15 protein-coding genes are annotated in these 12517 nt (G+C 40.1%); 5 read left to right on the top strand and 10 right to left on the bottom strand.

Annotation, left to right across the window (positions count from 1 at the left end; translation table 11 throughout):
* Positions 1-3: 3 nt before the first annotated feature.
* Both A9J31_RS08355 and A9J31_RS08350 read right to left on the bottom strand, forming a co-directional pair.
* Positions 4-579 carry a hypothetical protein gene (locus A9J31_RS08355; RefSeq protein ID WP_067764018.1) on the bottom strand — a complete coding sequence of 192 codons (576 nt, stop codon included), beginning with the start codon at positions 577-579 and terminating at the stop codon, positions 4-6.
* Between the two features lie 19 nt (positions 580-598).
* Positions 599-1375, bottom strand: coding sequence for a class I SAM-dependent methyltransferase (locus tag A9J31_RS08350; protein ID WP_067764015.1), 777 nt, complete (start codon positions 1373-1375; stop codon positions 599-601).
* 84 nt (positions 1376-1459) lie between these two features.
* Here A9J31_RS08350 and A9J31_RS08345 point away from each other — a divergent pair, with 84 nt between their 5' ends.
* The 4 genes from A9J31_RS08345 (at position 1460) to A9J31_RS08330 (ending at position 4621) form a co-directional block, all read left to right on the top strand.
* Positions 1460-2767: an alpha/beta fold hydrolase gene (locus A9J31_RS08345; RefSeq protein WP_067764013.1), complete on the top strand. Its 1308-nt coding sequence runs from the start codon at positions 1460-1462 to the stop codon at positions 2765-2767.
* Between the two features lie 118 nt (positions 2768-2885).
* Positions 2886-3077: a hypothetical protein gene (locus A9J31_RS08340; RefSeq protein ID WP_245668218.1), complete on the top strand. Its 192-nt coding sequence runs from the start codon at positions 2886-2888 to the stop codon at positions 3075-3077.
* A 109-nt stretch (positions 3078-3186) separates the two neighbouring features.
* Positions 3187-4140, top strand: coding sequence for a 2-hydroxyacid dehydrogenase (locus A9J31_RS08335; RefSeq protein ID WP_067764006.1), 954 nt, complete (start codon positions 3187-3189; stop codon positions 4138-4140).
* 55 nt (positions 4141-4195) lie between these two features.
* Positions 4196-4621: a hypothetical protein gene (locus tag A9J31_RS08330; protein ID WP_067764003.1), complete on the top strand. Its 426-nt coding sequence runs from the start codon at positions 4196-4198 to the stop codon at positions 4619-4621.
* Between the two features lie 82 nt (positions 4622-4703).
* On the opposite strand, the gene A9J31_RS08325 is transcribed toward A9J31_RS08330, so the two are convergent.
* The 8 genes from A9J31_RS08325 to glyQ form a co-directional block, all read right to left on the bottom strand.
* Positions 4704-5213 carry a hypothetical protein gene (locus A9J31_RS08325; protein WP_067764000.1) on the bottom strand — a complete coding sequence of 170 codons (510 nt, stop codon included), beginning with the start codon at positions 5211-5213 and terminating at the stop codon, positions 4704-4706.
* A 114-nt stretch (positions 5214-5327) separates the two neighbouring features.
* A complete protein-coding gene (locus A9J31_RS08320; RefSeq protein ID WP_067763997.1) occupies positions 5328-5870 on the bottom strand; it encodes a hypothetical protein in 543 nt (180 codons plus the stop codon).
* Between the two features lie 208 nt (positions 5871-6078).
* The gene (locus A9J31_RS08315; protein WP_067763994.1) at positions 6079-6726 is read right to left on the bottom strand and encodes a hypothetical protein; all 648 of its coding nucleotides are present in this window, start codon (positions 6724-6726) and stop codon (positions 6079-6081) included.
* Between the two features lie 352 nt (positions 6727-7078).
* Entirely contained in the window at positions 7079-7468 is a 390-nt protein-coding gene (locus A9J31_RS08310; RefSeq protein WP_067763990.1) for a hypothetical protein, read from the bottom strand.
* A 107-nt stretch (positions 7469-7575) separates the two neighbouring features.
* Positions 7576-7932, bottom strand: coding sequence for a DUF3060 domain-containing protein (locus tag A9J31_RS08305; RefSeq protein WP_081410296.1), 357 nt, complete (start codon positions 7930-7932; stop codon positions 7576-7578).
* A gap of 222 nt (positions 7933-8154) precedes the next feature.
* Positions 8155-8628: a hypothetical protein gene (locus A9J31_RS08300; RefSeq protein ID WP_067763985.1), complete on the bottom strand. Its 474-nt coding sequence runs from the start codon at positions 8626-8628 to the stop codon at positions 8155-8157.
* A 107-nt stretch (positions 8629-8735) separates the two neighbouring features.
* Positions 8736-10805 (bottom strand): glycine--tRNA ligase subunit beta, encoded by a 2070-nt coding sequence (gene glyS, locus A9J31_RS08295; RefSeq protein ID WP_067763983.1) that lies wholly within the window; start codon positions 10803-10805, stop codon positions 8736-8738.
* A complete protein-coding gene (glyQ, locus tag A9J31_RS08290) occupies positions 10805-11788 on the bottom strand; it encodes a glycine--tRNA ligase subunit alpha (RefSeq protein ID WP_067666981.1) in 984 nt (327 codons plus the stop codon). The genes glyS and glyQ overlap by 1 nt, the downstream gene beginning before the upstream one ends.
* A 200-nt stretch (positions 11789-11988) precedes the next feature.
* On the opposite strand from glyQ, the gene A9J31_RS08285 reads away from it, so the two are divergent.
* Positions 11989-12501, top strand: coding sequence for a hypothetical protein (locus tag A9J31_RS08285; RefSeq protein ID WP_067763980.1), 513 nt, complete (start codon positions 11989-11991; stop codon positions 12499-12501).
* Positions 12502-12517: the final 16 nt, after the last annotated feature.

Genomic DNA, 12517 nt, shown 5'->3' with positions numbered 1-12517 from the left:
AATTTATTGAGCTTGAGCAGGATGTTTAAGCTCGGGATATTGTTCCTGCCAATGGCCTAATTGTTCCTGAGCATGAATGAACTGGCCTAAGCCTTTGATGCTTTTGTTTTGTGGAACGCCTTCAGAGGCTTTATCTGTGGGCTGTTGCTTGAGTAGATTCGCTTGATTATCCCAATATTGGTACATCAAACCCTGAATATAGCGGCCTTGCTCGGTTTTTAAATCAAGTGCTTTAAGCATGGTGAGCGCAGATTGGATGTTGTCCTGTTTACGCTGTAAAGCAAACTCTGCTGTTAATGAGCCTTCATCTTTCATACGCATTAACTCATCTTCCATGTCATCGCTCACGGCGGTAAAACGGGTATCAAAATCCGTCAGCGCCTGAATGTCATGTTTATCATCTGGCGTTTTGGCAAAGACTTTCACTGGATCAGCGTTGAGCTCTTGCATAATTTGATCATCCGCAGAAATGTCAGCATTTTGCTGTTCATTTTCTGAAGTTTTTTGACAAGCAGTTAATCCGAATGTACTACTCAATAACATGATCAGTGCGAGTTTTTTTAACGGCAGATTCGACATAATATGATTTCCTTGAGGATTAACTTATTTTTTTAAAGACATAGACATGAGTGATATAAGGGAAAACAATATCATCATGAGCACTTTTTTCCGTGTATTGTTCAACGATTTGTTCAAATTGTTGCTTTAAGCGTTGTTGCTCTGCGCTTGGGAGGGCAGCAATAAAACTGGTCGAAAGTAAACGATTTGAAACTACTTGTTCGACTGTACCTTGATGCGGTTGTTTAAATGTGGTTTCAGCGCTCAATTGAAAAGTCGTCTGTTGTTCAAAGGCTTTTCGCCATTCACCACTATGATAACGTGGTGTATCTCCTTCAAGTGCATTGACGATATTGGCCAACGCATTGACCCAATCAACGCTGATATCTCGTTGATTCCAGATTAGTACTAAATAGCCTTCTGGCTTTAGTACACGCGCAATTTCATGTAAGGTTTCGCGGTTAGCAAACCAATGAAAAGATTGGGCACAAAAAACTGCGTGGATGCTATGATTATTGAGGGGAATATTATCGCTGCGTGCAGCGAGGGTTTCGATATGTGGATGTTTTTTTTGCAATTCAGCTAACATTTCAGCCACAGGTTCGACGGCGGTGATGTGTTGGTTGAGTGGTTTGATATAATTCAGGAATTTTCCAGTCCCTGCGCCTAAGTCGAGTAAACGCGCATGCTCAGACAGATTTAAATGTTGTTGAAGCCATGGCGTTATAGCCGCTGGATAGTCAGGGCGAGCCTGTTGATACAGTTCAGCTGCTGAACTGAAGCCCTGTTGTGCGGCAGGATGTAGTGATTGTGTCATATTCTGCACTTTTTTATCTGTATGGCCTCTATAAAATAGCATATTCGCAGCATGACAACTTTGAAACTGACAGGAAGGAACCGCGTGACGCAACAAGGAACTGAGCAAACCCTCGTAGAGAAGCAGATCATATTTGAAGATGAACAAATTCGGGTGATCTTTCAACCTGGAAGTTCCAGTGAACTGATCTTTTCATTTGGTGATTTGATTACCCGTGCTAAAGGGCTAAGTATCAATGCTGAAAAGTCATTACAAAAGTATGATTTTAATGTCATTGGTGTCATGCCAAAGCAAAAGTCATGGTTTCCAGCAGCATCTATGCAGAACATGTTTGCCGAAATTCAGCACATCCTTGAGCAGTTTACAGTTCGTATTGCTTATGGTGGCTCGATGGGCGGCTATGCGGCCATTAAATACGCGAAATTATTTGATTTTCAGCGTGTGGTCAGTATGGTGCCGCAGTATTCGATTGACCCTGAAGATATTGTTGATACGCGCTATGGCATGTTCTTTCAGCCGAGCTTAAATGCCAATATGCGGATTCAAGCCGACGATGTTTCGAATGAGCGTGAATATATTGTGGTCTATGACCCATACTGTCCTGAAGATCGTGCACATTTTGAAAAATTGCAGGCACTGATTCCGCATGTACATGTGCTGCATTTACCATTTACCGGACATGATGCAATTGCTGTACTTGCCAGTTCCGAGCTACTGAATGACTTTTTACGTCACACTTTTGATGCGCAGTATTTTTATCAAAAAATGCGTAAAGTGAAAAAGAATAGTAAATTTTATTATCGTAAAGTGATTGAAAATTTACTTTCGCGCCATCGTATTGCCTTAGGTCAAATTCTAAAAAATAACCATTTTCAGCTCGATCCGCAGTTTTTTGATGCTAAACAAAAGCAGACTTTGTTGCGTGCCTTATTTAATAATAAACAGGTAAGTGAGCAGGATTTAAATAAACTCGGGATTAACACTTTTATGCCACAGGAAAGCCGTAGCTTACTGTTGGATCAATATGCGCATGGCCTGGTATTTAATGTCATTAGTCAAAAAATAGAATGTTATGCCGCAGGTGTGATTGAGCTGAATCATAAATTTTTGATTCCACTGCAAGCCAAAGGCACGGGTTTGGTTTATGTTTATTTACAAGATGAACGCTACATGGTGGTCATGAATGATCGTCAGGTCATGAAGTTAATTTCTGCACAGGAGGATTTGCCCTCAGGGATGCATCCTGTACTCATGCAGAAATATGCAGGTTACTACACGGTGAACTATAAACAGCTTTTACTCAGCAGTGATGAGTATGGGCAAGCTGTATTTACTGAACAATCTGGATCACAATGCCAGTTTGTGACTGAGCTGGAAGACAGTCAAATTTAAACTTTTGATCAAAAAGCCCCTATTGCTTATTTTTTATAAGGGATTATGATGAATGAAAGGTGGTATAAAAATTAGTCATACCATCCCATTCATCATAAGGAATATGAGGGGTATCAGTATGCAATCTGCACAGATGCTTGCTGTATTGTTCATTGCGTCACTGGTGACAAATCCAGTGTATGCACAGGGTTTTAGTTCAACCATTTTAATCTTTAGCAGTGGCATGATGGTCTTAGCCATTTTAACCATTTATGTGGTGCTGAAAATAAGAAATTCACTCCGACATCATCTTGATAAACCCGCGAAATAGCGAGTTTTTTAATATCTGTACGGACTGCGAGTCATTGAAATAATGGCATGAGCAGGGTTTAATAATGACAGATCTAAAACGAGAAAAGTGCAGCAAACAAGGAGCGGGCATGAAAGCAGTATTTCTAGATTATCAATCATTGGATAAAAATGATTTGGATTTTCGTGCCCTAGCAGCACAGTTTGATCAATGGACTGTTTATCCTGCAACTTCACCGATTGAAGTCGCAGAACGTATTGCTGATGCTGAGGTGATTATCACCAATAAAGTACAGATCAATGCCGAGCACATGCAGCACAATCCACAGCTTAAAGTTATTTTGATCTCTGCAACAGGCACCAATAATGTGGATCTTGAATTTGCACGTGAGCAAGACATTGTGGTGTGTAATTGTCAGGGATATGGCACTGCCGCAGTAGCACAACATACCATCATGCTGATGTTGAATTTGGCAACATCTTTACTGAAATATGACCGTGCAGTACGTACGGGTGAATGGAATAAATCCACGCAGTTTTGCTTGATGGATTACCCAATTATGGAACTTTCTGGCAAAACTTTAGGCATAGTCGGTTATGGTGAGTTAGGTCAGGCCGTTGCAAAGCTCGCTGAGGCCTTCGGCATGCAAGTTAAAATTGCAGCTTTACCAAACCGTCCTGCACGTGAGAAAAGAATTCCTTTTGCTGAGCTGTTACCACAGGTTGATTTTCTGTCATTACACTGCCCATTAAGCGATGAAACGCGTGATTTAATTGGCCGTGAAGAACTTGAAAAAATGAAGTCCTCAGCCTTTCTAATTAACTGTGCGCGTGGTGGTGTCGTGAATGAGGCCGCTTTGGCAGATGCTTTAAAAGCTGGGGAGATTGCTGGTGCAGCGACCGATGTACTGACAGTAGAACCACCCAAAGATGGTAATGTACTGTTAGATGCGAGCATTCCGAATTTAATCATTACTCCACACAGTGCCTGGGGCAGCGTCGATGCAAGACAACGCATTGTGCAGCAATTGGTGGAAAATGTAGAGGCCTTTAAAGCGGGGATGGTCATTCGGCAGGTGAATTAAAACGAGTTTAAGGAACCTTATTTTTGAACAAAGCTCTATATAAATAGGGATGTCTATGCAGGTCGATCTTGCCAATAAAAAAAGTTTAAGATTATTTTGCATGCTGATTCTCTTTACCGCATGCATCTCTTGGGTATGGTACAGTTATGTACTAAATATCAGTGAAAATTATTTATTCCAGAACCCCGATTTTGAAGTTCATAAATTTATGCCGACCTTACAAGTTGTGCTGGTTTCGGTATTTTTTATTGCGCATTTCGTCTTAGTACTTATTGATTTTTTAAATCGCTATTGGTATTGGGGACTATGGCTTGTTGTAGTACCTATTATTGTGGGACAGGTCTATTTTTCTGTCTTTGGATTGGTTGCTCATATTGATCATTTATCAGTCTGGGTTGACTATCCATTTTGCCTGTTGATGCTTATTCAAATCTGTACAGCATCGTTTGTACGTAGGCGATATCTCAAACCTGCTCCTTAATGCTTAATTTAATAGCTAAATTTGAGTTGATGAAATTCACCTATTCGCTAGGTAGATCTTAGAGAATATGTAAAGGAAGCTTCTAGCAATTTTTCAAAAATTTAGCATTGAAATGATTTTTGATTTGTTTAAATTCAAGTTCAGTCTCGATATTGTTTGGCATCATGATTCGTAAATAACTTTTTTCAAGTTTAAAAGGCTCTTTAGTATTGGGTTCAGCGTAAAAGCCACCGTTTGGATAAGTCAGATATGTTTCATAGGCACGTAAAATCTGACCTTTGTGAAAATAATAACTTGTTAGGCTCTGATAGGATTCACCAAAAACATAAAGGTTTATTTTGCATTGATCGTCGAGTTGATACAGTGTCACTTCATTGCCTTCAGTCGATTTGTATTCTTCGTCATCTAGCATTTCTAAGGTTTGTAATAATTTACCTTCGGCATCATGGTTATATTGGTGAGAGTTATACAATTGTGGAAAAATAGCTTGCAACTGTGGATAACTTTTTAGCAATTGTGGAAAACGTTGTAAGCCAATCACAGACCCAACGCAGAGTAGAATACCTAGCAACATACCAAATAAAATTCGCATTTTTTTCTCATTACATCATTGTTTTTATAGGCAGATTGCCAAATACCAAAACGATTGTATTTGGGCTTTAAAAAAGCCCAACCAAAGTTGAGCTTTAAAATAGAGGACTAAAAATTATAAATCTGTAACTGGATAGGTCGTTGAAGTAGAACTTGATGGATAGCTACTTTGCGGATATTGATTACTATTTTGTCCCGCATTGTTGCTTGGCGTGGTATTGATTTGACTGCCAGAAGATGACTCACTTAAAGATTGCTGCGTAATAGGTGCAGGCTGACTGCTTTTTCCAGTAATGGCTTCACGTGTATCTTTAAGTTTTTCATTTACGTTTTGAGTGACGTGCTGTGCGCCTTGATCAACTTGCTGCACTGTATTATTGGTCGCTGTTTTGGTGTTGTCCCATGCTTGGTCAACTGACGGCTTGATTTTTGAAATGCCACGTTCAGTCATTTCACCAATATTTTTAGCTGCGCCAACCACACCTTCTTGTGCTTTATAAGCCCATACATGTAATAGGTTTGGGTTGTCACCATAAGGTGTGACCAATTTTTTAGTGTCGCTTTGCGTACCTTGTTGTGTATTTGCATCTACCTGAGCCCATAAACTGGGTGCAGCCAGCGCTAGGCTAAGGCATAAAGTCGTTTTCAATAAATCCATTATGGCTTCACCTCTGAATTTTATAGATTTTCTAACTGATGAATGGTTTTAACGCATTATAGAAAAAACGGAATAGAAAAAAGCCAAGGTAGCAAAATCAATACAGCTTTAAACAAGAACGGTGTATGGAGCATTTCAGCATAAAAAAGGCTCACGCGAAAGTGAGCCTCCTCTCTGGAGGGAGAGTATTTTGAAAGCCTAAAGATGCTTATTTATGCGCACCAATAGAGGCTTCATGTGAGCTATGAACTTCTGCTTGAGCGACAGGCGTATTCAGCTGAACATTGCTGCCACCACTGACATTGGCTTGTTGACCTTTTTGGAAATTATCCTTAGTTTGCTGCCATTTCTCACTTGCAAATTGACGACTTTGATCCGCTTTTTCACCTAAATAACTTTTGGTTTGATCTACTTTATTGTCAACTTTGGCTTTACGCTCATCCAGTTTTGCTTTGTCTTTTGCTGCTTTTTCATCAAGCTGTGCTTTTCGTTCATCTAGCTTGGCTTTGTTTTGTTCATTTTTGGCATCAATTTCAGCTTTAGATGCTTCGGCTTTCTCATCTTTAGACTGTTTTAGTTCAGCCCATTTGTCTTTGGCATCTTGCTTCTTGTCTGCACTAAATTCTTTGGTGTCTTGCCATTTTTCTTGAGTGAATGTTTTGGTCTTATCGACGCCTTTTTCAATTTTATCACCTGCTTTATGTGCAGATTGATTAATGTCTTGTTTTAAATTTTGTAGAACACTCGGTTGTTGTGCATCTACTCTAGCTTCCACTGATGCTGTTGTATTGGCAAATAGTGGTGTGGTTGCAAATAGGGCTGCAGTTATCAGCGTTGTTTTAAATAAAGGTTTCATCTTTTAAATAATCCTCTTTTATTGAACTCTGCTGTTGCACTCAGCATTAGCGCTTTTGGAGCAGAGGACATCTTAAGAGTAAAAAAAAGCAAAAAGTGGTTTTGTGCGATAAGTCACACAATGCAATAACAGCTCAGATACGCGGAAGTTTGAAGTGTGGAAACTTGGTTAAGTTAATGCAGTATTGTAATTTTATGAAAATACAGTGGCTTATATGTGTTTTACGCGTTGCTGTGGTGTGGTGCTAGTTACGATTTTCATGATTAAAAATTATGGATTTGAACGAATTATTGTTCAAGATTCAAGGAAAAATGAAACCATACCTCCATTTTGGAGATATGGTTTTTATTATTTATTCACATTGTGTAAGCGCATCTTTAGCAAAATGACCGCGTAATGCAAGGAAGTTCTTTTGTACATCCGCCGCATTTAAATCAAAATTGTGCGCTGAACTTGTACCATCTTTGGCAAAGGTTGCTGTACCACCTGAAATCAGGGTTAAGCCTTTAAATGACCATTGTTCAACCGATTTTGCTTCTTCTAAATTGCCTGTAAATTCAATCACGCATTTATCTACAAATTTAGTCAGTTTTGCTTTGTTATCCGTGGTATCTGGATAGACATCAATGTTTTGAACTTCTTGTAATACACCTGTTTCAAGTTGCGGAATTGTTGGTGCAGATGTACATGCAGAAAGTGTTAGACCCGCAAGACCAGTCAAAATGAATGCTTTCAATTTCATAAGTTTCTTTCTTGTTGAGTGTTGTTAAGGTTGAGTATAGGGAATTGGTGAATTATTGGCTATAGATTTAAGTCTTAATCCTAAATTCAACTTCATTCACTTAATATTTAACGTTTATAGGCTGCACTTCCTGGACCAACGGCATTGATGCTGACTTGGCGTGATGGATGGGTGCTTTTTTGATAATACACTTTCGAATTTGGCCCATAAATATTGATTTTATTGACTGATTCTACATAGACCGTTGTATTTGGACCTGCAACCGTAATCATCGGGCAACTGCCTTTTAGAGTAATACGGCTATCTGGAGCAGGAATATTCACTGAGCGTCCCGCGCAATCATAACTTGCAACGGTATCGGGTGAAGAAATGATGATTCGAGAATGAGTCATTTCAGTTCCAGCATTTGCAGAAGAAATAGATAGAATCAATAATCCAAAGCTAAGTAATTTTTCATTCATCATAGGTATTTCATTTTATTTAGTTTGAGTTATTTTTAGCATGCCGAGATTTATTTGCTCAAGTCTTATTCGTCTTTATTTAAAACGAGATATTGAGTGCAACAGAAGATCTTTTTCACATTGATGTATTAAGAAGTGATTTATCTAGTATTTCAAACGGTCTCATTGAATTATTAGTACATTATCTTAAACAATTCATGAAGATTTAGCTGGGTTATTTAGCGATTAAAGTTTTGGCAAAAAGAACAATAATACTACTCCACCCAATATCCCGCCCAAAATCAGCCAGTCTTTCTTACGCATGTCTGCAACGCGAATAATTGAAAAATACAGGCTGCTAAAAAATAGAAAAACGAAGACAAATAGTACAAGGGGATTATTGAATATAAATTTAGTACTGCCAAATAAAACGAAAATGGTTGTGCTCGACAACCAATACACCAAACTTAAAACAAATTTTGAAAGCGTTAAGTAACGCACAGTGCGGTCTAATCTGGGCAAAGTCACAGCAATGATGACGATTCCAATAAATCCACCCAAAACAGAAATAATCAAAAAGAATAAAGCACCCATATCTGGCTTGGTTGGAATGTATGGATAAACCTTCCAAAGGTAAAAGCTGTATGCCATCAATACTGCATGTAAGATAAAAAGATAGAGATCTGGGCGGTAAGGATGATTGACTGTAATACTTTTCATATATTGTTCTTATCAAAAAATCCCGCTATTTCTAACAGGATTTTACCTAGATTTCAAACGGCATAAAAAAACCCGCTTTAAAGCGGGTTTTTTATTAATGCTTAAACTTAGTGTTGTAACACCGAAATATCAGCCACTTTCGTGAACAAGTCACGAAGCTGTGCAAGCATACGTAAACGGTTCGCTTTTAGGTCAGCATCATCTGCCATTACCATTACACCGTCAAAGAATGCATCGACTGGCGCACGAAGTGCAGCAAGTGCAGAAAGGGCAGCAGTGTAGTCCTTCGCAGCAAATAACGGCTCAACCACAGGTGTGATTTTCGCAAGTTCAGCGAATAATGCTTTTTCAGCATCTTCAACCAAGTTGGCTTCAACCACAGCGCCTTCAGGGGCAGCTTCTTTGGCTAGAATGTTAGCAACACGTTTGTTGGCAGCAGCAAGCGCAGCAGTTTCTGGCAAGTCACGGAAATGATTCACGGCATTTACACGCTTGTCAAAATCAAGCGGAGATTTTGGAGAAAGTGCTTGAACAGCTTGAATCACATCAACTGCAACGCCTTGGTCTTCGTATTTCGCACGGTAACGACCTTCAAGGAATGCAACAGCATCAGCTAAAGTCTTATCGTGATCTTTCAATACATCGCCATACGCCGCTAAAGCAAGTTTGATCAAAGCTTCAATTGAAACATCAAGCTCGTTTTCAGTCACTAGACGCAAAATACCAATGGCAGAACGACGAAGTGCAAACGGGTCTTTAGAACCCGTAGGCGCCTGACCAATACCAAAAATACCTGTGAGCGTATCTAAACGGTCTGCAAGAGCAAGCGTTGTACCTGTCTTGGTTTTTGGTAACACATCACCCGCGAACTTAGGCAAGTATTGCTCACCTAAAGACTCAGCAACTTCATCATTTTCACCTTCAATACGTGCATAGTAAGTACCTGCAATACCTTGAAGTTCTGGGAACTCACCCACTAACTCAGAAGTTAAGTCACATTTAGCAAGAAGCGCAGCTTTTTCAGCATCCGTTGGGTTTGCACCTGTGATTGCAGACAAAGCCACTGCCAATTTTGCAATACGTTCAGACTTGTTCCATAGTGTGCCAAGTTCTGCTTGGAATACCATGTTCGCAAGTTTCTCTTTACGAGAAGCAAGCGGTTGTTTTTGGTCTTGTAAGAAGAAAAATTCAGCATCCGACAAACGTGGACGAACAACTTTTTCGTTACCTTCAATAATTTGTGTCGGGTCTTTAGACTCAATGTTTGACACCGTAATGAAGTAAGGTTGAAGTTTGTTATCGCTATTTACCAAGCAGAAGTACTTTTGGTTGTCCTGCATTGTAGTAATCAATGCTTCTTGCGGCACAGCAAGGAAACGTTCTTCGAAGCTTGCACGAAGCGCAACAGGCCATTCAACCAAAGCAGTTACTTCGTCACGAAGGTCGCTAGGGACAATCGCAATCGCATTGACTTCATCAGCCAAAGCTTTCACTTGTTGGTCGATGATCGCTTGACGTTCTTCAAAGCTCGCAATCACTTTTGCTGCGCGAAGTGCATCTAGGTAAGCATCAGCATTGGCTAAGGTAATCGCTTCAGGTGCATGGAAACGGTGACCATAAGTCACGTTGCCCGCTTGGTGATCTTGAATGGTTGCATCAATGACATCGTTGTCTTTCAACAACACAACCCATTTTACAGGACGTACAAACTCAGTACGGCTTGCCGCAGAACGCATGCGTTTTGCGATAGGGAGGTTATCTAAAGCGTGTTGTAAAATTTGCGGTAAAAGCACATCAAGGCTTTGACCTTTTACATCTTTTAAGTAGCAAACTTTTTCAACTTTACCCGCTTGGAAAGTCGATACTTGATCAACAGTGATGCCTTGACCACGCATAAAGCCTTCAAGCGCTTTAGTTGGTTTGCCTTCAGCATCAAACGCTGCTTGTTTCGCAGGGCCATCAAAACGTTTTTGTGTGTCTGCTTGTGCACCGTCTACATTGACAATTTTCAATGCGAGGCGACGTGGCGCTGCATAAGCTTCAATCGCATCAAATGCAAGACCTGCATCATTTAAGCCTTTTACCGTTTCAGCTTGAAGTGCATCACGTAATTTTTTTAAGCTTTTTGGTGGAAGTTCTTCACAGCCTAATTCGAACAATACTGTATGTTTAGACATTATTTGCTCTCCTTAGATTCAACTTTTGCTTCCGCTTCAACTTGTGCTTTAAGTTGAGCTAATACTTCATCACGTAAAGCCGGTTCTGCCATTGGGAAGCCCAGCTTCGCACGTGCAGCCACATAACTTTGTGCAATCGCACGTGCCAAAGTACGTACACGTAAAATATAACGTTGACGTTCAGTCACCGAAATTGCACCGCGCGCGTCGAGCAAGTTAAAGCTATGTGATGCTTTAATCACTTGTTCATATGCAGGAAGTGGAAGTTCAGCTTCCATCAAGCGAGTTGCTTCAGCTTCGTAGAAATCAAATAGCTCAAACATTTTTTCAACGTTGGCATATTCAAAGTTGTAAGTTGATTGTTCAACTTCGTTTTGGTGGAATACGTCGCCGTAAGTCACAGTACCAAATTGACCTTTCGTCCAAACCAAGTCGTAAACTGAATCTACGCCTTGAAGGTACATTGCAAGACGCTCAAGACCGTAAGTGATTTCGCCAGTCACTGGGTAGCATTCAACACCACCGACTTGCTGGAAGTAAGTGAACTGAGTCACTTCCATACCGTTTAACCACACTTCCCAACCTAAGCCCCATGCGCCAAGTGTTGGAGATTCCCAGTTGTCTTCTACGAAGCGAATGTCGTGAACAAGGGTATCAATACCAATCGCTTTTAGAGAATCTAAGTACAACTGTTGGATGTTGTCTGGGTTTGGCTTCAACACGACTTGGAATTGGTAGTAGTGTTGTAGACGGTTAGGGTTCTCACCATAACGGCCATCTTTAGGACGACGAGAAGGCTGAACATAAGCCGCGTTCCAAGTTTCAGGGCCTAAAGCACGTAGGAAAGTTGCAGTGTGGAATGTACCTGCACCCATTTCCATATCGTATGGTTGAAGAATGACGCAGCCTTGTTCAGCCCAGTAGTTTTGTAAGGCAAGAATTAAGCCTTGGAAGGTATCAATATGCGATATGGCGCGACTCATGGTCATCCACTTAAAATTAGATAAAAATTGTGCTCAATTATAAGGATTTTGGGGGTGTGTGGCAAAGGGTTAATCGCTCTTGAACCAAGCTTTGATGTTTTAATGATGCGCAGAATTTTATATTTTCCAATTGTACATAATAAAAACGTAGTTACTTGTGGCATAAAGTGGATGAATAAATTTAATGATGAGCGATAACAATGTTTAAGAAGTTTTTTATTGTGATAAGTATGGTGCTATCTGCCTGTAGTACGACGCCTGTAGCTTTGTATTCAGATTCATCACTTCACACTTCAAAAATTGCGACCATTACTAATTCTTGCAATGTGGAATGTAAGAAGGTGATTAAGCAGCAGTTAGTTGTCAGTTCAAAGTATCAAATGAGCGAAGGTCTTTTGCTTGAGGTCAATGGTCAGCAGGGGACTCGAAAAGTCACACGAGGAATGGCTTTTGACTCACCTATCCACGGTCGGTTTACCACCGCTGTAGAACAGGGGAAAACTGAGCTCGTCATTGATCATAATTCACAGCTAATTATCGCTCGTCCAGCTCGATTCACAGTTGATTTATTGGGTGGGCATAATTATGTGATTGGACGTATTCGAGTTGAACGAATCCCTTCGGCTTATTATGAATGGTTTCCTATTGTGTATGATGAAACAGTTCAGAAAATTATTTACGGTAGTGAAGATTTGATTGATAAAGATGAATAAGCTGACCGCCTAAAGA

This window comes from Acinetobacter gandensis, from assembly GCF_001678755.1.
GTDB lineage: Bacteria > Pseudomonadota > Gammaproteobacteria > Pseudomonadales > Moraxellaceae > Acinetobacter > Acinetobacter gandensis.
Note: the sequence above shows the minus strand (reverse complement) of the source record. Positions and strands in the feature narration are given on the sequence as shown.